Annotated in this window: 21 protein-coding genes and 1 tRNA gene; 19 read left to right on the plus strand and 3 right to left on the minus strand. The window is 57.5% G+C overall.

Annotated features, from left to right (window positions below):
- The first annotated feature begins 44 nt into the window (after positions 1 to 44).
- Complete coding sequence (locus tag JJO78_RS16795) at positions 45 to 344, plus strand: RnfH family protein (RefSeq protein WP_273624182.1); 300 nt, start codon at positions 45 to 47, stop codon at positions 342 to 344.
- 14 nt (positions 345 to 358) lie between these two features.
- Here JJO78_RS16795 and JJO78_RS16800 read toward each other — a convergent pair whose 3' ends face one another.
- On the minus strand, positions 359 to 685 hold the full coding sequence (locus tag JJO78_RS16800) for an outer membrane protein assembly factor BamE (protein WP_007153121.1): 327 nt from the start codon (positions 683 to 685) through the stop codon (positions 359 to 361).
- A 122-nt stretch (positions 686 to 807) separates the two neighbouring features.
- Between JJO78_RS16800 and fur the strand changes: the two genes are divergently transcribed.
- Entirely contained in the window at positions 808 to 1218 is a 411-nt protein-coding gene (gene fur, locus JJO78_RS16805; RefSeq protein ID WP_007153120.1) for a ferric iron uptake transcriptional regulator, read from the plus strand.
- Positions 1219 to 1323: 105 nt separating this feature from the next.
- On the opposite strand, the gene recN is transcribed toward fur, so the two are convergent.
- Positions 1324 to 3003 carry a DNA repair protein RecN gene (gene recN, locus JJO78_RS16810; RefSeq protein ID WP_041333796.1) on the minus strand — a complete coding sequence of 560 codons (1680 nt, stop codon included), beginning with the start codon at positions 3001 to 3003 and terminating at the stop codon, positions 1324 to 1326.
- 246 nt (positions 3004 to 3249) lie between these two features.
- Here recN and grpE point away from each other — a divergent pair, with 246 nt between their 5' ends.
- The 7 genes from grpE (at position 3250) to greA (ending at position 12937) form a co-directional block, all read left to right on the plus strand.
- Complete coding sequence (grpE, locus tag JJO78_RS16815; RefSeq protein ID WP_036212177.1) at positions 3250 to 3855, plus strand: nucleotide exchange factor GrpE; 606 nt, start codon at positions 3250 to 3252, stop codon at positions 3853 to 3855.
- 110 nt (positions 3856 to 3965) lie between these two features.
- Positions 3966 to 5891 (plus strand): molecular chaperone DnaK, encoded by a 1926-nt coding sequence (gene dnaK, locus JJO78_RS16820; protein WP_036212180.1) that lies wholly within the window; start codon positions 3966 to 3968, stop codon positions 5889 to 5891.
- A gap of 78 nt (positions 5892 to 5969) precedes the next feature.
- Positions 5970 to 7100, plus strand: coding sequence for a molecular chaperone DnaJ (dnaJ, locus tag JJO78_RS16825; protein ID WP_041333797.1), 1131 nt, complete (start codon positions 5970 to 5972; stop codon positions 7098 to 7100).
- 11 nt (positions 7101 to 7111) lie between these two features.
- Positions 7112 to 7912: a 4-hydroxy-tetrahydrodipicolinate reductase gene (gene dapB, locus JJO78_RS16830; protein WP_075194311.1), complete on the plus strand. Its 801-nt coding sequence runs from the start codon at positions 7112 to 7114 to the stop codon at positions 7910 to 7912.
- Positions 7913 to 8113: 201 nt separating this feature from the next.
- Complete coding sequence (carA, locus tag JJO78_RS16835) at positions 8114 to 9238, plus strand: glutamine-hydrolyzing carbamoyl-phosphate synthase small subunit (protein ID WP_083637121.1); 1125 nt, start codon at positions 8114 to 8116, stop codon at positions 9236 to 9238.
- Positions 9238 to 12453 (plus strand): carbamoyl-phosphate synthase large subunit, encoded by a 3216-nt coding sequence (carB, locus tag JJO78_RS16840; protein ID WP_075194313.1) that lies wholly within the window; start codon positions 9238 to 9240, stop codon positions 12451 to 12453. The genes carA and carB overlap by 1 nt, the downstream gene beginning before the upstream one ends.
- 4 nt (positions 12454 to 12457) lie before the next feature.
- Positions 12458 to 12937, plus strand: coding sequence for a transcription elongation factor GreA (gene greA, locus JJO78_RS16845; protein WP_082040532.1), 480 nt, complete (start codon positions 12458 to 12460; stop codon positions 12935 to 12937).
- Positions 12938 to 13027: 90 nt separating this feature from the next.
- Here greA and yhbY read toward each other — a convergent pair whose 3' ends face one another.
- The gene (yhbY, locus tag JJO78_RS16850; protein WP_007153111.1) at positions 13028 to 13339 is read right to left on the minus strand and encodes a ribosome assembly RNA-binding protein YhbY; all 312 of its coding nucleotides are present in this window, start codon (positions 13337 to 13339) and stop codon (positions 13028 to 13030) included.
- Positions 13340 to 13503: 164 nt separating this feature from the next.
- On the opposite strand from yhbY, the gene rlmE reads away from it, so the two are divergent.
- The 10 genes from rlmE to infB all read left to right on the plus strand — a co-directional run bounded on the left by rlmE (position 13504) and on the right by infB (position 24751).
- Positions 13504 to 14124, plus strand: a complete 621-nt coding sequence (gene rlmE / locus JJO78_RS16855; protein WP_041333801.1) for a 23S rRNA (uridine(2552)-2'-O)-methyltransferase RlmE — start codon at positions 13504 to 13506, stop codon at positions 14122 to 14124.
- Between the two features lie 153 nt (positions 14125 to 14277).
- Positions 14278 to 16221 carry an ATP-dependent zinc metalloprotease FtsH gene (gene ftsH, locus JJO78_RS16860; RefSeq protein ID WP_228210114.1) on the plus strand — a complete coding sequence of 648 codons (1944 nt, stop codon included), beginning with the start codon at positions 14278 to 14280 and terminating at the stop codon, positions 16219 to 16221.
- 93 nt (positions 16222 to 16314) lie between these two features.
- Positions 16315 to 17148, plus strand: coding sequence for a dihydropteroate synthase (folP, locus tag JJO78_RS16865; RefSeq protein WP_085679072.1), 834 nt, complete (start codon positions 16315 to 16317; stop codon positions 17146 to 17148).
- Positions 17145 to 18488, plus strand: a complete 1344-nt coding sequence (gene glmM, locus JJO78_RS16870; RefSeq protein WP_075194316.1) for a phosphoglucosamine mutase — start codon at positions 17145 to 17147, stop codon at positions 18486 to 18488. The genes folP and glmM overlap by 4 nt, the downstream gene beginning before the upstream one ends.
- Positions 18489 to 18563: 75 nt before the next feature.
- Entirely contained in the window at positions 18564 to 19322 is a 759-nt protein-coding gene (gene tpiA, locus JJO78_RS16875) for a triose-phosphate isomerase (protein ID WP_199480558.1), read from the plus strand.
- 49 nt (positions 19323 to 19371) lie between these two features.
- Complete coding sequence (gene secG, locus JJO78_RS16880; RefSeq protein WP_036212204.1) at positions 19372 to 19752, plus strand: preprotein translocase subunit SecG; 381 nt, start codon at positions 19372 to 19374, stop codon at positions 19750 to 19752.
- A 7-nt stretch (positions 19753 to 19759) separates the two neighbouring features.
- Positions 19760 to 19844: transfer RNA gene (locus JJO78_RS16885), tRNA-Leu, on the plus strand.
- A 330-nt stretch (positions 19845 to 20174) separates the two neighbouring features.
- Complete coding sequence (rimP, locus tag JJO78_RS16890) at positions 20175 to 20636, plus strand: ribosome maturation factor RimP (RefSeq protein ID WP_036212208.1); 462 nt, start codon at positions 20175 to 20177, stop codon at positions 20634 to 20636.
- 42 nt (positions 20637 to 20678) lie between these two features.
- Positions 20679 to 22172 carry a transcription termination factor NusA gene (gene nusA / locus JJO78_RS16895; protein ID WP_036212210.1) on the plus strand — a complete coding sequence of 498 codons (1494 nt, stop codon included), beginning with the start codon at positions 20679 to 20681 and terminating at the stop codon, positions 22170 to 22172.
- Positions 22173 to 22189: 17 nt separating this feature from the next.
- The gene (gene infB, locus JJO78_RS16900) at positions 22190 to 24751 is read left to right on the plus strand and encodes a translation initiation factor IF-2 (RefSeq protein WP_228210115.1); all 2562 of its coding nucleotides are present in this window, start codon (positions 22190 to 22192) and stop codon (positions 24749 to 24751) included.
- Positions 24752 to 24775 lie beyond the last annotated feature (24 nt).

The following is a 24775-nucleotide window of genomic DNA, read 5'->3' on the forward strand; positions in this document are numbered from 1 at the left end:
GGCCTTGGTTACCGGACTCCGATAGAGTTCGAAGGAATCAATTAATGGGGCGTGTCCATTTTATTGGGGGAAGTCCAGTGGCCTTTGCCAGGCCAGACAGGCAGGAAATCATCAGCTTGAGTGTCGAAGAGGGCACCACGGCTGTGGAGGCTGTGAAGCGTTCCGGCATTGTTGCCATATTTCCTGAGGTCGATCCGGAAAATGGCGATATGGGAATCTTCGGTAAGGTGATCAAGAATCCGTCCGCCCACGAGTTGCGGGACGGCGACCGGGTTGAAGTTTACCGGCCGCTGCAGATCGACCCCAAGCAGGCCCGGCTTAACCGGGCAAAGAAGAAGGGTTAAGGCTTGAGGCTGGCTCAGTAGGCGGGCGTTTCTTCCAGCAGCTGGGCTTCGTAATGGGAATACTGGTCGTTATCGTAGTAGACGATGACCCGTTGTTCCTTGATATCGCCACCACTGCGCTGGAAGGTATACACATAGTACTCCCGGGACGGATCGGCGGGGTTGGTCATCAGCGGGGTGCCCAGCAAGGAGTGGACCTGGCTGCGGGACATGCCCTCGGCCAGTGATGTCAGCTCTTCGTCGGTCAGTATGTTCCCCTGTTGTACATTGATCTTGTATACGCCTGGGAAAACACAGCCAGCCATGATGAGAGTTAGAATGAGAGCTGTGAGCTTTTGCATCGCCGGGGGAAATCCTCTATCTTGAAATCGCCTGCCAGGGGCAGGTGTGACACGGTCTGACCGTTAACATGCGGCTTCATCATACCGGAAGCCGTGAGGCACACCAAAGAGTGAATCGTAACATGTCATCCGAAAACACCGAATTACGAAAAGTCGGTCTTAAAGTCACTCTGCCAAGAGTGAAGATCTTCAATATTCTGGAGAACTCCGAGGAGCATCACCTCAGCGCCGAGGATGTGTACAAAAAGCTCCTCGAACAGGGTGATGACGTGGGCCTGGCAACCGTCTACCGGGTGCTGACTCAGTTTGAGGCAGCTGGCCTGGTTCTGCGCCACAACTTTGAAGGTGGGCACGCCGTTTTTGAGATGGCCGGCGACGATCATCATGATCACATGGTCTGCACTCAGACCGGTGAGGTCATTGAGTTCGTCGATGAGGTAATCGAAGAGCGGCAGCAAAAAATTGCCAAAGAACGAGGCTATGAGATTGTCGATCACAGCCTGATTCTTTACGTCAAACCCCTCAAATCCTGATAACTCAGGATTTGTTCCGGAAAAAAGAAAAAAAGGGGGCGGGGTTTTAGCCCGCCCCAACAACTCTCAGGATCGAGAGGGGAATACGCTTACCTTTCAAACTGTTCAGTGATGCGTAGCCTGGCCTTTCGTGAACATTTCGTGGGCATGGGCAATGGTGTGTTCGGTCATATCCACACCACCGAGCATTCTTGCCACTTCGCTGACCCTGCCATTGTCGTCCAATGACTCGATCTTCGAGTAAGTGGCGTCTGATTCCGTAAACTTGCTGACGAACAGGTGCTGATGGCACTGGGCCGCTACCTGGGCAAGATGGGTGACGCACAACACCTGTCCATTACTGCCCAGGCTGCGAAGCAAGCGACCAACCACTTCGGCGGTGCCGCCACCAATGCCTACATCCACCTCGTCAAAGACCAGTGTTGGTGTGGTGGAAGTTTGCGCAACCACCACCTGAATGGCCAGGCTGATGCGTGAGAGTTCGCCACCCGAGGCTACCTTGGCTAGCGGACGTGCGGGTTGGCCCGGGTTCGCGCTGACCAGGAATTCAATGTCTTCCAGGCCGTGGGGCGCAGGCTCGTCGCCTTTGTTGCGGCTCAGGTGGGTTACGAACTGGACCGCTGGCATGCTCAGTTGGGCGAGCTCCTCCGCGATGCGCTGATCAAGGTTGGCAGCAGCCTGTTGGCGTGCGTTCGACAACTCGGTGGCCAGGGTATTGAAGTGGCTTCGCTGTTCTTCCAGTTCCGCCTCCAGCTTCTCAACGCTGCCCTCGCCGTCGTCCAGCGATGCCAGTTCGGCACTCAGGCTCTGGTGGAATTCCGGGAGAGTCTCCGGTGTGATGCGGTGCTTGCGGGCCATCTGGTAAATGGCACTCAGGCGCTCTTCCACTTCGGCCAGTCGGGCTGGGTCGGCGTCGTAATCTTCCACAAAGTGGCGCAGGTTGTCGCCAGCCTCGGTGATCTGAATCTGGGCTTCATTCAGCATCTGGATGGTTTCCGTCAGTGCCGGTACCTCCACCGGCAACTGCTCCAGTTGCTGTAAAGCCTGGCGCACCAGATCCGCTGCGCTATTCTCATCTTCCGTGCATAGCAGGGTAGCCTGATGGCTGTTGTGTAGCACCGTGTCGGCATGGCTGAGCCGTTCCTGTTCTTTCTCCAGCTCTGCCTGCTCTCCGTCTTCCAGCGCCAGGCGATCCAGTTCTTCCACCTGGTAGCGCAGTAGCTGCAGGCGGGCTTCTGTCTCATCGGCATTCTGCTGGCGTTCGGTCAGCCGCTGGCGGGTTTTGTGCCAGGCTTTCCATGCATCCCTGGTTTGCTCTCCCAACGCTTCTGCGCCAGCGAACTCGTCCAGCAGTTTGCGGTGAGTCTCCTTGCGCAGCAGGGACTGGTGCTGGTGCTGGCTGTGGATGTCCATCAGGGCGCTGCCCAGATCTTTCAGGTGGGCAAGGGGGCAGGGCTGGCCGTTGATGTAGGCGCGAGAGCGGCCATCCTTGCTGATCACTCGGCGCAGGATGCATTCGTTGTCATCGTCGAGCTCATGGTTTTCCAGCCATTGCCGGGCTTCGGCAATGCGGGACACGTCGAAAGTAGCGGTAATATCGGCGCGTTTGGCGCCATGGCGTACGGCGCCAGCGTCGGCGCGCCCGCCCATGGCAAGGCCAAGGGCGTCCAGGACAATGGATTTGCCGGCACCGGTCTCTCCGGTCAGCGCCGTCATACCCTTTCCAAACTGAAGTTCGACCCGCTCGGCAATGGCGTAATTGGAAACAGTGAGCTGTGTGAGCATGCAGAGGTCCTCCGCTCAATTCCTGAATACTGTGATTACATACAGTGACTGTGAATATATACAGGGTTTTTCCTGTTTGCAAACATCGGCTGGCGAATTTGTGAATGAATGAGGTGCGCAACGGTTGAAACATCCGATACGGGCCCCATATCCGTTCGCAAACATGTTTTTTTCGGCCCATGGCGGTCGGAAACCAAACGTTAACCGGCCGGTCGTCTGGCCGCCGACGATCAAGCAGGAGTAGTCATGAGCGCTGACGAGAATCGTAACGAACAGGTGGAAGAAGAGTTGAAAGACACTGCGGAAGCCGCTCCCGAGGAAGAAACGGCGACGGAAGACAGTGCCGAAGCCGCTCCGGAAAGCGAAGTTGAGGCCCTGAAGGCCCAGGCGCAGGAGTTTCAGGAGCAGATGTTGCGTTCCCAGGCGGAGATGCAGAATGTTCGCCGTCGCGCTGAGATCGATGTGGAGAAAGCCCACAAATTCGCGCTGGAGAAGTTTGTGAAGGAGCTTCTGCCGGTCGCTGACAGCTTGGAAAAGGCGGTTGAAAGCACTGAGGGGCATGAAAGTGCCGGCGAACTGGTGGCCTCTATTCGTGAAGGGGTCGAGATGACTCTTAATCTGTTCATGGGGAGTCTCGGCAAGTTCAATGTGGTTCAGCTTAACCCCGTGGGTGAGCCGTTTGATCCCCAGCAGCACGAGGCCATGTCCATGGTGCCGGCACCTGATGCCGAGCCCAACAGTGTGGTGGCTGTGGTCCAGAAGGGCTACACCCTGAACGATCGCCTTGTTCGTCCCGCGATGGTGGTGGTCGCCAAGGCCGAAGACGCGCCAAAAATCGACGAGCAGGCTTGAAAAGCAGATTAAAGCGCCAATATAGCCAGTAAACAGGCGGCGCACCGGGACTCCGGGGCAACTTTCAAGGCAGCCGGAACTGAATTGAACAACCGAATTGGAGTAATTGCATGAGTAAGATCATTGGTATCGACCTGGGAACCACAAACTCCTGTGTAGCCATTATGGATGGCGACAAGGTCAAGGTTATCGAAAACGCCGAGGGTGATCGCACTACCCCGTCCATCGTGGCGTATACCGAAGACGGTGAAACGCTGGTAGGTCAATCTGCCAAGCGCCAGGCGGTCACCAACCCGAACAACACCCTCTACGCCATCAAGCGTCTGATCGGTCGTCGCTTTGAAGACGACGTGGTCCAGAAAGACATCAAGATGGTGCCGTACAAGATCGCCAAGGCAGACAACGGTGATGCCTGGGTCGAAGTGAAAGGCGAGAAGATGGCGCCGCCGCAGGTGTCTGCGGAAATCATCAAGAAGATGAAGAAAACCGCAGAAGACTATCTGGGCGAGAAAGTGACCGAAGCGGTTATCACCGTGCCGGCCTACTTCAACGACAGCCAGCGTCAGGCCACCAAAGACGCCGGCAAGATCGCTGGTCTGGACGTGAAGCGGATTATCAACGAGCCAACTGCTGCTGCGTTGGCCTATGGTCTCGACAAGAAGAGCGGTGACCGTACTGTTGCTGTTTATGACCTGGGTGGTGGCACCTTCGACATCTCCATCATCGAGATCGCCGATGTGGACGGTGAGCACCAGTTCGAAGTGTTGGCCACCAACGGCGACACCTTCCTGGGTGGTGAAGACTTTGACATGAAGCTGATCGAGTATCTTGCCGATCAGTTCAAGAAAGACAGTGGCATTGACCTGCGTGGCGACTCGTTGGCGATGCAGCGACTGAAGGAAGCGGCTGAGAAGGCGAAGATTGAGCTTTCCAGCAGCCAGCAGACCGATGTGAACCTGCCTTACGTGACGGCAGACGCCAGTGGTCCCAAGCACATGAACGTGAAAGTGACTCGTGCCAAGCTGGAGTCACTGGTTGAAGAGCTGGTCGAGCGCAGTCTCGCGCCGTGCCGCACCGCGCTGGAAGATTCCGGTGCCAAGATCGGTGAAATCGACGAAGTCATCCTGGTCGGCGGTCAGACCCGCATGCCGATGGTTCAGGAAAAAGTGAAGAACTTCTTCGGTAAGGAAGCGCGTAAGGACGTGAACCCGGATGAAGCTGTAGCCATGGGTGCTGCCATCCAGGCGGCCGTGCTCTCCGGTGATGTGAAAGACGTTCTGCTGCTGGACGTTACCCCGCTGACCCTGGGTATCGAAACCATGGGTGGCGTGGCGACACCGCTGATCGACAAGAACACCACGATCCCGACCAAGAAGTCGCAGACTTTCTCCACTGCGGATGACAACCAGACTGCAGTGACCATTCACGTGGTCCAGGGTGAGCGGAAGCAGGCGACACAGAACAAGTCACTGGGTCGCTTCGACCTGGCGGACATTCCGCCGGCGCCCCGTGGTACGCCGCAGATCGAAGTCACCTTCGATATCGATGCCAACGGTATCCTGAACGTGTCGGCCAAAGACAAGGCGACCGGTAAAGAGCAGTCCATCGTCATCAAGGCGTCTTCAGGTCTGAACGACGACGAAATCGAGAAGATGGTTCAGGACGCGGAAGCCAACGCCGACGAGGATCGCAAGTTCGAAGAGCTGGTCCAGGCCCGCAACCAGGGTGACGCGATGGTCCATACCGTGCGCAAGACCCTGGCCGATGCTGGTGACAAGGTGTCCGACAGCGAGAAAGAGTCTATCGAGGCTGCGATCAAGGAGCTGGAAGAAGCCCTGGCTGGTTCTGACAAGGACGACATCGAGGCCAAGACTCAGAAGCTGACGGAAGCGTCTTCTGAAATGGCCCAGAAGATGTACGCGGATCAGGCAGAGCAGGCGCAGCAGGCCGGGGGCGAAGAGTCTGCCCAGTCCGGTTCCAGCGACGACGCCGTTGATGCCGAGTTTGAAGAAGTCAAAGACGACGACAAGCGATAAAACTTAAGATCATCAGGCAGTTGGAAAACGCGGGAGCTCTTCCGCGTTTTCCTCGTTTTACCAACAGGGTTTTAGAGCATGGCCAAGCGCGACTATTACGAGATTCTCGGGGTGTCCCGGGAAGCGGATGAAAAAGAGATCAAGCGAGCCTACCGCAAGCTTGCGATGAAGTATCATCCTGACCGGAATCCGGATGATGAGGACGCCGATCATAAGTTCAAGGAAGCCAGTGAAGCTTATGAAATACTCTCCGATTCCTCCAAGCGCGCAGCCTACGACCAGTTTGGCCACGCCGGTGTTGATGGCTCTGCCGGCGGCGGATTCGGAGGAGGCGGCGGTGGTGCCAGCTTCTCCGACATTTTTGGCGATGTGTTTGGTGATATCTTTGGTGGCGGCCGCGGTGGCCGCAATACGCGCGGGGCTGACCTGCGTTACACCCTGGAGCTGGACCTGGAAGAGGCGGTAAAAGGCAAAACCGTCCAGATCCGGATTCCTGGCCACACCGAGTGCAACACCTGTGACGGTTCCGGGGCCGAGAAGGGCTCACGGCCGGAGGCTTGTGGTACTTGTAATGGCATGGGCCAGGTGCGGATGCAGCAGGGCTTCTTCACTGTGCAGCAGGCGTGTCCTACCTGTCGTGGTTCCGGCAAGATCATCAAGAACCCGTGTAAGAAGTGTCACGGTGCCGGTCGCATCCAGGAAGAGAAAACGCTGTCCGTCAAGGTGCCGCCGGGCGTGGATACCGGTGATCGTATTCGTCTCTCCGGTGAAGGCGAGATGGGTGTTGAAGGTGGGCCTTCCGGTGACCTCTATGTGCAGGTCGCGGTTCGAGAGCATTCCATCTTTACCCGTGATGGTCGCAACCTCTATTGCGAAGTGCCTATCAGCATCGTGGATGCCAGTCTCGGTGGCGAACTTGAAGTGCCGACGCTCGATGGTCGCGTTAAGCTGAAGATTCCACCGGAGACTCAGACCGGCAAGCTGTTCCGTTTGCGGAACAAGGGCGTTAGCCCGGTTCGTGGTGGTCCGTCCGGTGATTTGCTGTGTCGCGTGGTTGTGGAAACTCCGGTTAACCTCACCAAGCGTCAGAAAGAGTTGCTGGAAGAATTCCAGAAGACCCTGGACGGTGGCGATGGCAACCAGCACGGTCCGCGAAAAACCTCCTGGTTTGAAGGTGTGAAAAGCTTCTTCGACGAAATGAAATTCTGAGGGCAGACGTGATGAGGGTAGCAGTCATCGGCGCCGCAGGGCGCATGGGCAAAGTGTTGATCGAAGCCGTTGACGGAACTGAAGGCCTGGAACTTGGCGCGGCAGTCGTCGAGCCTGGCAGCAGTCTTATCGGCGCCGACGCCGGTGAAATGACCAGCATTGGTAAGACTGGCGTCAAGATGGCTGGCAGCCTCGCCGAAGTGAAGGAGGATTTCGACGTACTCATCGACTTCACCTTCCCGGATCTGACCCTGGAAAATGCGGAATTCTGTAAAACCAACGGCAAAATGATTGTGATCGGTACCACCGGCCTGACCGACGCCGAGAAAGAACAGCTCGCCGTTGCCGCGGAAAAGGCCCCGGTAGTGTTTGCCCCCAACATGAGTGTGGGCGTCAACGTCACCCTCAACCTGCTGCGCACCGCCGCTGCAGCCCTGGGTGACGACTATGATGTGGAAATCATCGAAGCCCACCACCGCCACAAGAAAGACGCGCCGTCGGGCACGGCATTGCGAATGGGCGAAGTTGTCGCCGATGCCCTCGGTCGAGACCTTAAGGAATGTGCTGTCTACGGCCGTGAAGGCTTTACCGGGGAGCGTACCCGCAAGGAGATCGGCTTCGAAACCATTCGGGCCGGCGATGTGGTTGGTGATCATACCGTTCTGTTCGCCACTGAAGGCGAGCGCATCGAAATTACCCACAAAGCCAGCAGCCGGATGACGTTTGCCAAAGGTGCGATGCGTGCGGCATTGTGGTTGGAAGGTAAGCCGGCCGGGTTGTACGACATGCAGGATGTGTTGGGGCTGAAGTAGCGACGAGTAAGATTTCGCGTGGACACAAACTGCCATATTTCGTACAATAAGGCGGTTTAACTGCACCAAGCGTAGCTTTGACAACGCTCAACAGAAAAAGCGGGACGGAGTTCAACTCCCTCTCGCTTTTTTGCGACCTGAATTTGCGCTTGCGTTCCTGTTCGTGACGAACCTGTACGCCACTCGATGAGGATACAAGCCTTGAGTACACCTGCCATCCTTGCACTCGCAGACGGAAGCCTGTTTTACGGCACCGCCATTGGCGCTGAAGGGGAAACCAGCGGAGAGGTGGTGTTCAACACCGCCATGACCGGTTATCAGGAGATCCTGACCGACCCGTCCTACTCCCGCCAGATTGTCACCCTCACATACCCTCACATCGGCAGCACCGGTGTGAATGAAGAAGACATCGAATCTGATCGCGTCCAGGCCGCCGGCCTGATAATCCGTGATCTGCCCCTGCTGGTGAGCAACTGGCGCAGCACCGGCTCGCTACAGGACTACCTGCGCGACAACAATATCGTCGGCATTGCCGATATCGATACCCGTCGCCTGACCCGAATCCTGCGGGATAAAGGGTCCCAGAATGGCGCCGTGGTCGCCGGCGCAGACGCCACGGCCGAGCGTGCTCTGGAGCTGGCCAACGCTTTTCCGGGCCTGAAAGGCATGGATCTGGCGAAGGAAGTCACCTCGGAAAAAACCTGGACCTGGAGCCAGAGTGAGTGGGATATCGAAAGTGGCTATGGCGAGCGCACCGAATCAAAATTCAAGGTCGTCGCCTGGGACTACGGTGTGAAGCTCAACATCCTGCGCATGTTGGCCAGTCGCGGCTGTGATATCACTGTTGTGCCAGCCCAGACCCCCGCTGCCGATGTGCTGGCGATGAATCCCGATGGTATTTTCCTGTCCAACGGCCCCGGCGACCCCGAGCCATGTGACTACGCCATCAGCGCCATTCGCGATGTGTTGGAGACCGACATTCCGGTTTTCGGCATCTGTCTTGGCCACCAGTTGCTGGCCCTGGCCAGCGGGGCCAAGTCCATCAAGATGGGGCATGGCCACCATGGCGCCAACCATCCGGTACAGAACATCGCCGATGGTACCGTGATGATTACCAGTCAGAACCACGGATTTGCGGTGGACGAAACCAGCCTGCCGGACAATCTGGAGGCGACCCATAAATCCCTGTTCGACGGTTCTCTGCAGGGAATCCGCCGTACCGACAAGCCAGCCTACAGTTTTCAGGGTCACCCGGAGGCGAGCCCCGGCCCGCACGACGTAGCGCCGTTGTTTGATGAATTTATCCGCCTGATGGAGGCACGTTGATGCCAAAGCGTACCGACATTAAAAGCATTCTGATCCTGGGCGCGGGCCCCATCGTGATCGGGCAGGCGTGCGAGTTTGACTACTCTGGAGCCCAGGCCTGTAAAGCCCTGCGTGAAGAGGGGTACCGGGTTATCCTGGTGAACTCCAACCCGGCCACGATCATGACCGACCCGGTAATGGCCGATGCCACCTACATCGAGCCTATCACCTGGAAGACCGTTGCCAAGATCATCGAGAAAGAACAGCCGGATGCATTGCTGCCTACCATGGGTGGTCAGACAGCCCTGAACTGCGCTTTGGACCTCGAAAAGCACGGCGTTCTGGCTGAGCATGGTGTGGAAATGATCGGCGCCAACGCCGACACCATCGACAAAGCTGAAGACCGTGATCGTTTTGACAAGGCCATGAAGAAAATTGGCCTGGAGTGCCCTCGCGCCACGATCGCCCATTCCATGGCGGAAGCCTGGGAAGTGGCCAACGACATCGGATTTCCCTGCATCATCCGCCCGTCCTTCACCATGGGTGGTTCCGGCGGCGGTATTGCCTACAACCGCGACGAATTCGAGGAAATCTGCACCCGTGGTCTGGACCTGTCGCCGACCAACGAGTTGCTGATCGATGAGTCCCTGATCGGCTGGAAAGAGTACGAGATGGAAGTTGTCCGCGACAAAAACGACAACTGCATCATCGTCTGCGCCATTGAAAACTTTGACGCGATGGGCGTGCACACCGGTGACTCCATCACCGTCGCGCCGGCCCAGACGCTCACCGACAAGGAATACCAGATCATGCGGAACGCCTCTCTGGCGGTACTGCGTGAGATCGGTGTGGAAACTGGCGGTTCCAACGTGCAGTTCGGCGTAAACCCGGACAACGGCCGTGTCGTCGTCATCGAAATGAATCCCCGGGTGTCGCGTTCTTCGGCGCTGGCGTCCAAGGCAACGGGTTTTCCGATCGCCAAGGTGGCGGCCAAGCTGGCGGTGGGTTACACCCTTGATGAACTGCGCAATGAAATCACCGGTGGTGTTACTCCGGCCTCGTTCGAGCCCAGCATCGACTATGTGGTCACCAAGATTCCGCGCTTCACCTTCGAGAAGTTCCCCCAGGCTGATGCGCGCCTGACCACCCAGATGAAATCCGTGGGTGAGGTGATGGCCATCGGTCGTACCTTCCAGGAGTCGCTGCAGAAGGCCATGCGTGGTCTGGAAGTGGGCTCCGACGGTTTTGAAGAGAAGGTCGACCTGAGCACCACCGACGGCCAGGAAACCCTCACCCAGGAACTGAATGTGCCTGGAGCCGAGCGCCTTTGGTACATCGGCGATGCCTTCCGAGCCGGGATGACCGTGGAAGAAGTGTTCAACAACACGCATGTAGATCCATGGTATCTGGTACAGATCGAAGACCTGATCAAAGAAGAGACTGCCCTCAAATCCGCCGGCAAGGCGGATATTGATCGCGATACGCTGTTCCGCCTCAAGCGCAAAGGGTTCTCCGATGCGCGCTTGGCCAAGCTGCTCAGCATTTCTGAAGTCAGCTTGCGCAAGCTGCGCCATGACCTGGACATTCGCCCGGTCTACAAGCGGGTGGATACCTGCGCGGCTGAATTTGCCTCATCAACCGCCTACATGTATTCGTCCTATGAGGAAGAGTGTGAGGCGGGTGCCTCTGATCGCGAGAAAATCGTGGTCATTGGCGGTGGTCCCAACCGCATCGGTCAGGGTATTGAGTTTGATTATTGCTGCGTTCACGCCGCCCTCGCTATGCGCGACGATGGTTATGAAACCATCATGATCAACTGCAACCCGGAAACCGTTTCCACCGACTACGACACCTCGGATCGGCTCTACTTCGAGCCCATCACCCTGGAAGATGTGCTGGAAATCATCCACGTCGAAAAACCCAAGGGTGTGATTGTCCAGTACGGCGGCCAAACCCCGCTGAAGCTGGCCCGTGGCCTGGAAGCGGCGGGTGTGCCGATTATCGGTACCAGCCCGGATGCCATCGACCGCGCCGAAGACCGGGAGCGTTTCCAGCAGATGATCGGCCGCCTCGGCCTGATTCAGCCGGAAAATGCCACCGTGCGCAGCCACGAAGAAGGCATCCTGGCGGCTCGCGAGATTGGTTATCCGCTGGTGGTACGCCCCTCCTACGTGCTGGGTGGTCGGGCCATGGAAATCGTCTATGACGAGGATGAGCTGGTTCGCTACATGCGCAATGCCGTGCTGGTCTCCAACGACAGCCCGGTGCTGCTGGATCACTTCCTCAACGCCGCCATCGAGGTGGACATTGACGCCATCAGCGACGGCAAGGACGTGGTCATCGGTGGCATCATGCAGCACATTGAGCAAGCGGGCGTGCACTCTGGTGATTCCGCCTGTTCCCTGCCGCCCTACACCCTGCCGAAAGACGTGCAGGATGAAATGCGCGAAGCGGTGCGGAAGATGGCCATTGAACTGGATGTTATCGGCCTGATGAACGTGCAGCTGGCCTGGCAGGGTGGCGAGATCTACGTGATCGAGGTGAACCCGCGAGCGTCCCGTACCGTGCCGTTTGTGTCTAAGGCCATCGGGGTGTCCCTGGCCAAGGTGGCGGCCCGTTGCATGGCTGGAAAGTCGCTGGCAGAGCAGGGCTTCACCCAGGAAATCGTGCCGACTTACTATTCCGTCAAGGAATCGGTGTTCCCGTTCAACAAGTTCCCGGCGGTGGATCCCATCCTGGGGCCGGAAATGAAGTCCACCGGTGAGGTGATGGGGATTGGTGACAGCTTCGACGAAGCCTTCGCCAAGGCGGCCCTGGCCTCCGGTGAGCGTCTGCCGGCCAAGGGTACGGCCTTCATGTCCGTGCGGGACGTCGACAAGCCCGGGGCCGCGAAAGTGGCGCAGGACCTGATTGACGCTGGCTTCAAGGTGATTGCTACCACCGGTACCGCCAAGGCGTTGAAACAGGCCGGGCTCACTGTTGATCGGGTGAACAAGGTTCGTGAAGGGCGTCCGCATATCGTGGATGCCATTAAGAATGGTCAGGTGCAGCTGATTATTAATACCACCGAAGGTCGCAAGGCGATTTCCGACTCGGCACAGATTCGCCAGTCGGCCCTGCAGACCAAGGTGACCTATACAACGACACTGGCGGGCGGCGAAGCCTTCTGCAGGGCCATTAAATTCGGCCCCGAGCGCACTGTGCGCCGCCTCCAGGATCTACACGCAGGAAAGTAAGACTATGGCTGACAGAGTACCCATGACAAAGGCGGGTGAAATCCGCCTACGTGAGGAGCTTCAGAAACTGAAGTCCGAAGATCGTCCCCGGGTGATCGCGGCTATTTCCGATGCCCGCGAACACGGCGACCTGAAAGAGAACGCGGAATACCACGCCGCTCGGGAGCAGCAGAGCTTTATCGAAGGGCGTATCCAGGAGATCGAGGGCAAGCTGTCCGCAGCCCAGGTGATCGACGTTAACACCATCGAAAACACCGGCAAGGTGATCTTCGGCACCACGGTGCGACTGCTCAATGTCGATACCGATGAGCAGGTCAGCTACCAGATCGTTGGTGAGGATGAGGCAGATATCAAGGCCGGAAAGCTGTCCATTTCCTCGCCGATCGCGCGGGCGCTGGTGGGTAAAAGCGAGGGCGACGTGGTTGCCGTGCGAGTGCCTTCGGGGACCGTTGAGTATGAAATCGAGCAGGTAGAGCACATCTGACATTCGTCGGATGCGGATTCTGCAAACAAAAAGCCGGCTGCGAATAGCAGCCGGCTTTTTACATTGTGCGGCTTTAGCGTGCTGACAGCGTCAGTGTTTCTGGCGCAGCAGGTTGGACAGCTTGGGGTTGGGCTTTTTCGCCCGGCGCAGGATCACGGCGATCTTGCCGATGGTCTGCACCAGCTCGGCACCGGAGGCTTCGCACAGGGCGGCAACGGCTTCCTGGCGGGTTTCGCGGTCCTGGCTGGCAACTTTGATCTTGATCAGCTCGTGGTCGTTCAGGGCCCGCTCGAGTTCCTCCTGAAGCCCTTCGGTCAGGCCCTTGTCGCCGACTATGATAACGGGCTTCAGGTTGTGGGCGATGCCCCGGTATTCCCGGCGCTGTTCCGGCGAAAGACTCATTATGTGATCTCTTTATGGGTGCGATTAATAAAACGTCAGCGGCGAAATGCTCGCCAATTCCGTATAATCGCGGGATTGTATCAGATCAATCGGCCGGTGAAATCGCCGTTACCACGTACCCAGATGATTGGAGGTCCAATTGGAGCGCTTTATGGAGGTAGGTCTTGGCTCGCTCGAAAACCAGTGACCGCTGGCTGAAGGAACATTTTGATGATGTCTGGGTCAAAAAGTCCCGGGAAGACGGCTATCGTTCGCGGGCCAGCTATAAGCTGATTGAGCTCGACAACAAAGACCGCCTGTTTCGGCCCGGGCAGACCGTTGTGGATTTGGGGGCCGCGCCTGGTGGTTGGTCCCAGGTGGCGGTAGAGCGGGTTGGTGACAACGGCACGGTGGTCGCCAGCGATATTCTCGAGATGAGCCCGATTGCGGGTGTGGCGTTCGTTCAGGGCGATTTCACCGAGCAGTCAGTGCTGGACGAATTGCTGGATTTACTGGGTGATCGCCGCGCTGACGTTGTAATTTCGGATATGGCACCCAATATGAGTGGTATGGCGGCAGTGGATATTCCTAACGCCATGGGTTTGGTGGAGCTGGCGCTGGATATGGCGCAGCAAGTCCTGAAGCCCGGTGGCGTGTTTGTCGCCAAGGTATTTCAGGGAGAGGGATTTGATGCCCTGCTGGCTGAAATGCGTAAAAGTTTTGGCACCGTTGTCAGCAGGAAGCCTGACTCCTCCCGTGCAAGATCGAGGGAGATTTACCAGGTGTGCAAGGGATTTAAGGGCTGACCCCGCCCCGGAACGGAATGACCGTGGGATTGACACCCCCGCAGTGGTCGATACGGATAGGCCGATTCTGGTGGACGGGCGTACAATTGGTGTAAGGTGTCAGAAAAGGCTTTCTCCTGACGGGGCGATCCTTCAATTCACAGGTGACGATCCTTGAACGATATGGCAAAAAATCTGGTTCTCTGGCTGATTATAGCCGCCGTACTGCTGATGGTGTTTCAGAATTTCACACCCACCACCAGCGGACAACAGGTCAATTATTCGCAGTTTGTGGAAATGGTGCAGGACGGACAGGTCCGTCAGGTCACCATTGATGGTCTGCAGGTTCAGGGTACCCGTGGTGACGGCTCCCAGTTCCAGACTGTCCGCCCACAGGTGTCCGACAACAAGCTGATGGATGATCTGCTGGCCAACAACGTGGAAGTCATCGGTAAGGAGCCGGAGCGTCAAAGCCTCTGGACTCAGCTGTTGGTGGCTGCCTTCCCAATTCTTATCATCATCGCGCTGTTCGTGTTCTTTATGCGGCAGATGCAAGGCGGTGGCGGTGGCAAAGGCCCCATGTCCTTTGGCAAGAGTAAAGCCCGCCTGATGAGTGAGGATCAGATCAAAACCACCTTTGGTGACGTTGCCGGTGTCGACGAGGCCAAGGAAGACGTCAAGGAGTTGGTGGATTTCCTGCGGGATCCCAGCAAGTTCCAGCGTCTTGGTGGCAGTATCCCCAAGGGCGTACTGATGGTGGGTCAGCCGGGTACCGGTAAGACCCTGCTCGCCAAGGCGATTGCCGGCGAGGCCAAGGTGCCATTCTTCTCAATCTCCGGTTCGGACTTCGTGGAAATGTTCGTGGGCGTGGGTGCCTCCCGTGTCCGTGACATGTTCGAGCAGGCCAAGAAGCAGAGCCCCTGTATCATCTTCATCGACGAGATCGATGCCGTTGGCCGCCATCGTGGCGCTGGCATGGGTGGCGGTCACGACGAGCGTGAGCAGACACTGAACCAGTTGCTGGTAGAGATGGACGGCTTCGAAGGTAACGAAGGCGTTATCGTGATTGCCGCCACCAACCGTCCGGACGTACTGGATCCGGCGTTGCTCCGCCCGGGTCGCTTTGACCGCCAGGTCGTTGTCGGGCTGCCGGACATCATCGGCCGTGAGCAGATTCTCAAGGTTCACATGAAGAAAGTGCCTCTGGCCGATGGGGTGGAGCCTGTGTTGATTGCCCGTGGCACGCCCGGCTTCTCGGGTGCTGACCTGGCGAACTTGGTGAACGAAGCTGCGTTGTTTGCGGCCCGTCGTAACCAGCGTCTGGTTTCCATGGAAGAGTTTGAGCTCGCGAAAGACAAGATCATGATGGGCGCCGAGCGCAAATCCATGGTCATGAGCGAGAAAGAGAAGCGTAATACGGCTTACCACGAGTCCGGTCACGCCATTGTCGGGCGTTTGATGCCTGAGCATGATCCGGTCTACAAGGTCAGTATTATTCCTCGCGGCCGCGCATTGGGTGTCACTATGTTCCTGCCAGAGGAAGACAAGTACAGCCACAGCAAGCGCTTCCTGATCAGTTCCATCTGCAGTCTGTTTGGTGGCCGTATTGCCGAAGAACTGACCCTTGGTTTCGATGGTGTCACCACCGGTGCTTCCAACGATATCGAGCGGGCAACCAGTCTGGCGCGTAATATGGTCACGCGTTGGGGGCTGTCGGAGAAGCTCGGCCCGCTGCAGTACGATACAGACAGCGAAGAGCCTTTCCTCGGCCGGTCTGCCGGCCAGGCGCAGACGGTCTATTCTCCGGAAACGGCGCAGCGTATCGATGAGGAAGTTCGCAACATCATTGACAGCTGTTATGAAAAGGCGAAGCAGTTGCTCGTCGATAACCGTGACAAGCTCGACCTGATGGCGGACGCCCTGATGAAATACGAGACCATCGACCGTCACCAGATTGATGACATCATGGAAGGTCGTGAGCCCCGTCCGCCGAAAGGTTGGGGTGATAGCGGTCCCTCCGGTGGTGTTCCGGCTGATGAGCCTGAGCAGGCGCCTGCTCCGAAGGGTTCCGACGACGGTCGCCAACCAGGTGTTGGTCGACCGGCCGGTGAGCACTGAGCCAGGCTGGATACTGATCCGATGTAGTTGAAGACTGAACGCCGCCCCTGACGGGGCGGCGTTTGTTTTTGCGGGTTGCAGAAAAGGTTATTTATGCAGATAAATTTCGCGGGCAGGGTTCTGGATATGTCTGGCTGCCACGTCATGGGGATTCTGAACGTGACGCCGGACTCCTTTTCGGATGGAGGTCGGTACAATACCGTTGAGATTGCCCTGGCAAGGGCCCGCGAGATGGTGGCGGACGGTGCGGCTTTTATTGATGTAGGTGGTGAGTCCACGCGGCCAGGTGCCACGCCGGTGTCTGTCGAGGAAGAACTTGAGCGAGTGTGTCCGGTGGTGGAGGCGATTGCCCGTGATTTGGACGTTGTCGTTTCGGTTGATACCAGTTCTCCCCAGGTTATGGCAGAGGTGGTGAAGCTCGGTGCCGGGATGATCAACGACGTCAGGGCGTTGCAGCGGGATGGCGCGCCCGAGGTGGTGGCAAGCGCTGGAGTGCCGGTGTGTGTCATGCACATTCAGGGTGAGCCGGATACCATGCAGGATGATCCTCGCTACCGGAGTGTGCGGCGGGAGGTGAGTTCGTTTCTTACCGAGCGAATGCGGGTGATAGAGAAAGCCGGTGTGCGGCCAGACAACATCATCCTTGATCCCGGCTTTGGTTTTGGCAAGTCTCCGCAGCACAACCTGCAGCTCTTGGCCTCGCTGGAACAGCTGCAGTTGCTGGGGCACCCGATTCTGGTGGGCATGTCCCGCAAGAGCATGCTGGGCCATATCACCGGTCGTGATGTCAGTGAACGCTTGCCCGCAAGCCTCGCTGCCGCGACAATATCCGCCATGAAGGGCGCATCCATCATTCGCGTCCACGATGTCAGGGAAACAGTCGATGCCGTTAAAGTGGTGACGGCAATGGAGGAAGCTGGACGATGAGCGACAGAAAATACTTCGGCACGGACGGTATCCGGGGTCGGGTGGGCGAATTTCCAATAACCCCCGAATTTATGCTGCGCCTGGGTTGGGCTGCGGGGCAGGCCTTCAAGCGGGATGGGCAGCGCAACAGTGTGCTGATTGGTAAAGACACCCGTCTCTCGGGCTATATGTTCGAATCCGCCCTCGAGGCAGGTTTGTCCGCGGCCGGAGTGGACGTGAAGTTGCTCGGGCCCATGCCCACCCCTGCGATCGCCTACTTGACCCGAACCTTTCGCGCCTCCGCGGGTATTGTCATCAGTGCGTCCCATAATCCGCACCACGACAACGGTATCAAGTTTTTCTCCCCCGCTGGGACCAAGCTGGATGATGCTCTGGAAGCAGAGATCGAGAAGTGGCTTGATAAGCCCATTGAGGTCTGCGGCTCGAAAGAGTTGGGCAAGGCGTTCCGGGTTGATGACGCACCAGGCCGATACGTTGAGTTCTGTAAGAGTACGGTACCCAACGAGTTTTCACTCGAAGGACTTCATATTGTCCTGGATTGCGCTCACGGTGCTACCTACCACGTCGCCCCGAAAGTGTTCCGCGAGTTGGGGGCGAAGATTTCCGTGGTAGGGGGCGAGCCTGATGGTCTGAATATCAACCTTAATGTCGGTTCCACTCACATGGGATCATTGAGCAAGGCCGTTCTGGAGAAGCAGGCTGATCTCGGGATCGCCTTTGATGGCGACGGTGACCGGGTGCTCATGGTGGATCGTGACGGCTCGGAAGTCGATGGCGACGAGTTGCTCTACGTGATCGCCGCGCAACGTCATGCCGCCGGAACCTTGAAAGGGGGCGTTGTGGGCACCCTGATGACCAATCTGGGCGTTGAGTTGGCGCTCAGGGAGCAGGGTATTGATTTCGAGCGTGCCAAAGTCGGCGACCGGTATGTCATGGAGCGACTCATCGACCGGGGCTGGCTGCTTGGCGGTGAAGGTTCCGGCCATATGGTCATCCGAGATTGCACCAGCACTGGTGACGGTATTGTGTCTGCGCTCCAGGTATTGTTGGCCATTCGTCGCGCAGGCAGTTCCCTGGCAGACCTTCGCCAGGGTATGAGCAAGTTGCCTCAGAAAATGATCAACGTGCGTGTCGACCAGCGTTTTGATCCCCTCGGGCGTGACGATATTGTCAGGGCAGTGGAGTCGGCGGAGGCCAGGCTGGGTGGCGGTGGTCGCGTGCTGCTGAGGGCGTCGGGCACCGAGCCTCTGATCCGGGTAATGACGGAAGGGCAGGATGAGGCACAAATCGTGAAAATTGCCGAGGAACTGGCTGTTGTGGTTGAGAATTCCCGGGCATGATTTTGTGCTTAGGGGCAGTTGTCTGCTGTAAAAGACTGCTGTATAGTTCGCCCTCCCTTGAATCAGGGATTTTTTATGCGCCGTAAGATTGTCGCCGGCAACTGGAAAATGAACGGGTCGAAAGACTTGGTAAGCAATCTGGTTGGTCAAGTCCGGTCCGAATTAGCATCGTTTGATAATGGTGTGGAGGCTGTTATTATTCCTCCCGCCCTGTATGTTGGCGATGTTGCTGAGCAGGCTGGCGATAAGCTGGCTGTTGGTGTTCAGAATGTAGCGTGCTGGGATTCAGGCGCCTACACCGGGGAAATTTCCGCGGCGATGGCAAAAGATTGCGGCTGTGGTTTTACCTTGGTCGGGCATTCGGAGCGCAGGCAGCTCTTCGGCGAAACCGATGAGCAGGTTGCCACCAAGGTCGGGCAGGCCCTGACGTCAGGGTTGGTCGCTGTTGTTTGCGTTGGCGAGACCCTCGAAGAACGTGATGCGGGCAAGGCTGAAGGTGTCGTGTCGCGACAGGTTCGCAAGGCCCTCGTCGACGTTGGCAGTGAGTCATGGCAGCAGGTTGTGATCGCCTATGAGCCGGTTTGGGCCATAGGGACGGGTAAAACCGCCACCGCTGATGATGCTCAGGCCATGCATGCCGCTATCCGCGATGTGTTGAAGTCCCTTGGGGCTCCGGCGGATGAGATATCGCTGCTTTACGGCGGCAGTGTAAAAGCGGATAATGCCGCGGCGCTTTTTGCTCAGCCGGACATCGATGGCGGGTTGATTGGTGGCGCGTCATTGGATGCAAACGATTTTGTAAGTATTTGCCGGGCGGTGCCAGGCAAGTCCTGAGCGTTAAAGGTTCGCGAAAGCCATTAGCAAGAGTCATTAGAGAGTCATTATGGATTGGGTCGAAACACTGGTTGTCGTTCTGCACGTGCTCATTGCGGTGGCGCTGGTGACGCTGGTCCTGCTCCAGCAGGGTAAGGGTGCCAATGCCGGTGCTGCATTTGGTGGCGGCGCCTCCCAGACCGTGTTTGGCAGCGAGGGCAGCAGTAGCTTTCTGACCCGTGCCACAACTTTGCTGGCTATCGTATTTTTTGTAACGAGTTTTTCGCTGGCTGTATTTGCCAAGCAGCGTGCCGAAGTGGCAGGTGAGGCGGGTATTCCTGTAGTCCAGGAGTCACCGGCCGAATCGGATGCCGGGCAGGCTGAGGGTGAATCAGCGACAGAAGGCGAAGACGGGCGCGGGGATGAAAATAAACTCCCCGAGCTCGAGTAAAGGTGCTGCCCAGGTGGTGGAACTGGTAGACACGCTATCTTGAGGGGGTAGTGGCGAAAGCCGTGCCGGTTCGAGTCCGGCCCTGGGCACCATATAAGAAGAAAAACGGCTTGGATTTACCAGGCCGTTTTTTTTGGTCAGTCCTTGACCAGTAAGGCCGGCGTCTCTATACTCCGGCGGATATTGGAGCGGGCTCCGGGCACAGTTTGCCCTGCCGGTTCCAGGCAGGCCAGGTGTCTGTCAGCAGGGGGTGTTTAGATTGCTTTTCCCCTGTGAGTTCTTGCAACAAAGGGCCCCACTTTTTAGGGGCTTTTTGATTAAGGGGCCTGGCGCATCAGGCCCTGGTGCATAAAAAGGGCTGATCAACAGCCCTTTTTTTGTTTTTGGGGTCGGAAAAATCGAGTAACGGAGACGGGATAACCTTGTCAGCCAAGTTGAAGCAGCTGGAAGAATTGCTCAGGCCCATTGTGGAAGGCCTGGGTTACGAGTTTTGGGGCATTGAATTTCGCTCCCAGGGACACCATTCCCTGTTGAGAATTTTTATTGACGATGCTGAAAACGGCATCGGCATTGAAGACTGTGAGAAAGTCAGTCGCCAGGCCAGCGGCGTAATGGATGTGGAAGACCCCATTCAGACGGAGTATACCCTGGAGGTATCTTCTCCGGGCATGGACCGGCCGTTGTTCCGTCTGGAGCAATATGAGGCATTCGCAGGCCACCAGGTCCAGATCAAATTACGAATGGCATTTGAGGGGCGTCGCAAGTTTCAGGGCCTGATTAAAGGCATTGAAGGTGAAGACGTTGTCGTGGTTGTTGATGATCACGAATACCTGTTGCCATTCGATAGCATCGAGAAAGCCAACATCGTTCCGGTATTTGAGTAAGTCAGTGGACGCAAAGTTTATTTTTAAGGGCAGGGCAATCCAATGAGTAAAGAGATCTTGCTGGTGGTTGAATCCGTCTCGAACGAGAAAGGTGTCGAGAAGGACGTGATCTTCGAAGCAATCGAGCTGGCACTCGCCACCGCTGCCAAAAAACGCTACGACGACGAGGAAGCGGACATCCGCGTTTCCATCGATCGCCGCACCGGCGAATATGAAACGTTCCGTCGCTGGCTGGTGGTTGATAACGATGCGGTTCCTGCTTTGGGCACCGAGCTGACCATGCAGGAAGCGGAAGAAATCGACAAGAGTCTGCAGCCCGGCGATATCCACGAAGAGAAAGTGGAATCCGTTGCCTTCGGCCGTATTGGTGCCCAGGCAGCGAAGCAGATCATATTCCAGAAAGTGCGGGAAGCCGAGCGCACCAAGATTGTCGACAGCTACCGGGATCGCGTAGGTGAGCTCGTCTCTGGCACCGTAAAGAAAGTGACACGTGACAACGTCATCGTGGATCTGGGTGCCAACGCCGAAGCCTTGCTGCCCCGTGAACACCTGATTCCCCGTGAAACGTTCCGGATGGGTGATCGTGTGCGCTCTCTGCTGCAGGAAATCCGTACCGATCATCGCGGCCCGCAGCTGATTCTGAGCCGTACCGATCCGCAGATGCTGATCGAACTGTTCCGCATTGAGGTGCCGGAAATCGCGGAGGAGCTGATTGAGATTCGTGGCGCAGCCCGGGACCCAGGCTCCCGCGCCAAGATTGCGGTCAAGACCAACGACCGCCGGATTGATCCGGTGGGTGCCTGCGTGGGCATGCGTGGTTCACGAGTACAGGCAGTTTCCAACGAGTTGGGTGGCGAGCGTGTGGATATCGTGCTGTGGGACGACAACCCCGCGCAACTGGTCATCAATGCCATGGCGCCGGCGGAAGTGGCGTCCATCGTCATGGACGAGGATCGCCATACCATGGAAGTGGCAGTAGCTGAGGACAATCTGGCCCAGGCGATTGGCCGGAATGGTCAGAATGTTCGGTTGGCGACGGATCTTACCAGCTGGACGCTGAACGTCATGACAGAAGAGGAAGCGGGTGAGCGTCAGGAGCAGGAGTATAATTCTCTGCTCGAGCACTTCACCGGCAATCTGGATGTGGACGAAGAATTTGCAGGTGTCCTCATTGAGGAAGGGTTTACCTCCATTGAGGAGGTAGCGTACATCCCCATGGAAGAGATGCTTGCCATTGACGGTTTTGATGAAGAAACCGTGACCGAATTGCGTCGCCGTGCCAAGGATGCCCTGTTGAATCAGGCCCTGGCCAGTGAAGAGGCGCTAGAGGGCGCTGAGCCCGCAGAAGATCTTCTCGCAATGGACGGTATGGATCGTGGCCTGGCTTTCAAGCTGGCCGGTATGGGGATTCGTACCATGGAAGATCTTGCAGAGCAGTCGGTTGACGACTTGCTCGACATTGAAGGAATGGAAGAAGAGCGTGCCGGCCAGTTGATTATGGCAGCACGCGCCCCCTGGTTTGAAGACCAGGCTTAATCGGGAGGAGGACCAGTATGGCTGATGTAACGGTAAAACAACTGGCCGCAGATGTAGGCGCTCCCGTGGATCGTTTGCTGCGACAGATCGTGGAGGCTGGCCTGAAAGCCCGCTCCGAAGGGGATTCTGTTACCAGTGATGAGAAGCAGCAGTTGCTGACCTATCTGAAAAAGAATCACGGTGAGAGTGAGGCTGAGCCCAAGAAAATCACTCTTAAGCGCAAGACAACAACCACGCTGAAAGCGGGCCGTACCAAAACGGTCAATGTTGAGGTTCGCAAGCGCCGTACGTATATCAAGCGCGCCGAGCTCGAGCCGGAAGCGGCGAAGCAGGAAGAAGCTGCCGAGCAGGCGGCTGCGGCCCCGGAAGAGGCCCCAGCGACAGTCGCGGCTGAGCAGGCACAGCCTGCGGATGCGCCGAAGCCGGAAGCGCCGGTGTCAGATTCTCCGGCTGAAGAGCCGGCTGCTGACGAAAAACCGACTGAAAAAGCTCAGCCGGAAGTGGCTGCCGAGCCGGAACAGTCACCGGTTCCCGCGCCGGAAGACATGCCGATTCCGCCGCCTGAAGAAGGCGAAGGCAAGGATCGAAAACCGAAGAAGAAGAAGGAAAAGGCCCGCGAGCGCGGTGATGAGCCCGAAGAGGGTAAGCCCAAGAAGAAGTCCGCAGGGCATCGTGGGCCGCGCAGCCGTCCGGTGGAAGAGCCTCTGATTATCAATGAAGAGGAAGAAGACACCACGCTGCGCAAGCCGCTCCGTGCGAAAAAGAAACCCAAAGAAAAGCGTCATGCTTTCGAGAGGCCGACCAAGCCAATGGTACGAGAAGTCGATATTCCCGAGACGATCACAGTGGGTGATCTTGCCCAGCGGATGGCGGTCAAGTCAGCGGACGTCATCAAGAAACTGATGGGCATGGGGGTAATGGCGACAATCAACCAGGCTCTCGATCAGGAAACCGCTGTTCTGGTGACTGAGGAACTCGGTCACAAAGCCAACACGGTGAGTGAAGATGCGTTCGAGGAAGAGGTTCTGAGCGAATTCTCCTTTGAAGGCAAGGAAAAGACCAAGCGTGCGCCGGTTGTCAGTGTGATGGGTCACGTTGACCACGGTAAGACCTCGCTGCTGGATTACATTCGCCGCACCAAGGTGGCGTCCGGCGAGTCTGGGGGTATCACCCAGCACATCGGTGCGTACCACGTTGAAACCGACCATGGCATGGTGTCCTTCCTGGATACTCCGGGCCACGCCGCCTTCACGGCGATGCGTGCGCGGGGTGCCCAGTGCACCGACATCGTTATCCTGGTGGTGGCTGCCGATGACGGCGTTATGCCGCAAACCAAGGAAGCCGTGGATCACGCACGTTCCGCCGGCGTTCCCATCGTCGTTGCCATCAACAAGATGGACAAGGAAGAGGCCGACCCGGATCGTATCAAGACCGAATTGGCGGGTATGGAAGTTATTCCGGAAGACTGGGGCGGTGACGTTCAGTTTATCCCTGTATCCGCCCATACCGGTGACGGCATTGAAGACCTGCTTGAGGCACTGCTGCTGCAGGCTGAAATCCTTGAGCTCGAGGCCTCTCCGGATGCACCTGCGAAGGGTGTAGTGGTCGAATCCAGCCTTGAGCGTGGTCGCGGTTCCGTGGCTACCGTACTGGTGCAGAACGGCACGCTCCGTCAGGGCGAGATGGTGGTGGCTGGTTCCTTCTTCGGTAAGGTTCGCGCCATGACCGACGAGGCCGGCAAGCAGGTCAAAGAAGCCGGGCCTTCCATTCCGGTGGAAATCCTGGGCCTGAATGGCACGCCGAACGCTGGTGATGAGTTCTTTGCCGTGGCTGATGAGAAGAAAGCCAAGGAGCTGGCGGAATTCCGCCAGTCCCGCGAGCGGGAGCAGCGTCTGCACAGGCAGCAGGCTGCGAAGCTTGAGAACCTGTTCGAGAATATGGGCAAGGACGAGGTCAAAACCCTCAACGTGGTGCTCAAGACCGACGTTCGTGGTTCCCTGGAAGCCATCACCAAGTCGCTGCAGGATCTTGGTAACGACGAAGTACAGGTCAAGATCGTGTCCTCGGGCGTTGGTGGTATCGCAGAGACGGACATCAGTCTGGCCATGGCGACCAACGCGGTTATCTTCGGCTTCAACGTGCGTGCGGACACCGCGTCCAAGCGTCTGGTGGAGCAGGAAGGTCTGGATCTGCGCTACTACAGCATCATCTACAACCTGATTGATGATGTGAAAGCAGCTCTGACCGGCATGCTGGCGCCGGAATTCCGCGAGGATATCGTGGGCATTGCCGATGTGCGTGATGTGTTCCGTTCGCCGAAGTTTGGCCAGGTGGCTGGCTGTATGGTCACCGAGGGTAACGTTTACCGCAACAAGCCGATCCGTGTCCTGCGTGACAACGTGGTTATCTTTGAAGGCGAGCTGGAATCGCTGCGCCGCTTCAAGGATGACGTACCCGAAGTCCGCAACGGTATGGAGTGTGGTATCGGCGTTAAGGGCTACGACGTGAAGGTCGGCGACCAGATCGAGGTATTCGATCGCGTTCGGGTTGAGCGTAAGCTTGAGTCCACCGGCGCGTGATGCGCCTGAGATTAAAGGAAACCT

The organism is Marinobacter sp. DS40M6 (genome assembly GCF_028581595.1).
Lineage (GTDB): Bacteria > Pseudomonadota > Gammaproteobacteria > Pseudomonadales > Oleiphilaceae > Marinobacter > Marinobacter salarius.

What these genes read in the sequence shown, in the direction of transcription:
- JJO78_RS16795 (WP_273624182.1), top strand. Translation starts at nt 45, where the DNA reads ATGGGGCGTGTCCATTTTATTGGGGGAAGTCCAGTGGCCTTTGCCAGG.
- JJO78_RS16800 (WP_007153121.1), bottom strand. Translation starts at nt 685, where the DNA reads ATGCAAAAGCTCACAGCTCTCATTCTAACTCTCATCATGGCTGGCTGT.
- fur (WP_007153120.1), top strand. Translation starts at nt 808, where the DNA reads ATGTCATCCGAAAACACCGAATTACGAAAAGTCGGTCTTAAAGTCACT.
- recN (WP_041333796.1), bottom strand. Translation starts at nt 3,003, where the DNA reads ATGCTCACACAGCTCACTGTTTCCAATTACGCCATTGCCGAGCGGGTC.
- grpE (WP_036212177.1), top strand. Translation starts at nt 3,250, where the DNA reads ATGAGCGCTGACGAGAATCGTAACGAACAGGTGGAAGAAGAGTTGAAA.
- dnaK (WP_036212180.1), top strand. Translation starts at nt 3,966, where the DNA reads ATGAGTAAGATCATTGGTATCGACCTGGGAACCACAAACTCCTGTGTA.
- dnaJ (WP_041333797.1), top strand. Translation starts at nt 5,970, where the DNA reads ATGGCCAAGCGCGACTATTACGAGATTCTCGGGGTGTCCCGGGAAGCG.
- dapB (WP_075194311.1), top strand. Translation starts at nt 7,112, where the DNA reads ATGAGGGTAGCAGTCATCGGCGCCGCAGGGCGCATGGGCAAAGTGTTG.
- carB (WP_075194313.1), top strand. Translation starts at nt 9,238, where the DNA reads ATGCCAAAGCGTACCGACATTAAAAGCATTCTGATCCTGGGCGCGGGC.
- greA (WP_082040532.1), top strand. Translation starts at nt 12,458, where the DNA reads ATGGCTGACAGAGTACCCATGACAAAGGCGGGTGAAATCCGCCTACGT.
- yhbY (WP_007153111.1), bottom strand. Translation starts at nt 13,339, where the DNA reads ATGAGTCTTTCGCCGGAACAGCGCCGGGAATACCGGGGCATCGCCCAC.
- folP (WP_085679072.1), top strand. Translation starts at nt 16,315, where the DNA reads ATGCAGATAAATTTCGCGGGCAGGGTTCTGGATATGTCTGGCTGCCAC.
- glmM (WP_075194316.1), top strand. Translation starts at nt 17,145, where the DNA reads ATGAGCGACAGAAAATACTTCGGCACGGACGGTATCCGGGGTCGGGTG.
- tpiA (WP_199480558.1), top strand. Translation starts at nt 18,564, where the DNA reads ATGCGCCGTAAGATTGTCGCCGGCAACTGGAAAATGAACGGGTCGAAA.
- secG (WP_036212204.1), top strand. Translation starts at nt 19,372, where the DNA reads ATGGATTGGGTCGAAACACTGGTTGTCGTTCTGCACGTGCTCATTGCG.
- nusA (WP_036212210.1), top strand. Translation starts at nt 20,679, where the DNA reads ATGAGTAAAGAGATCTTGCTGGTGGTTGAATCCGTCTCGAACGAGAAA.
- infB (WP_228210115.1), top strand. Translation starts at nt 22,190, where the DNA reads ATGGCTGATGTAACGGTAAAACAACTGGCCGCAGATGTAGGCGCTCCC.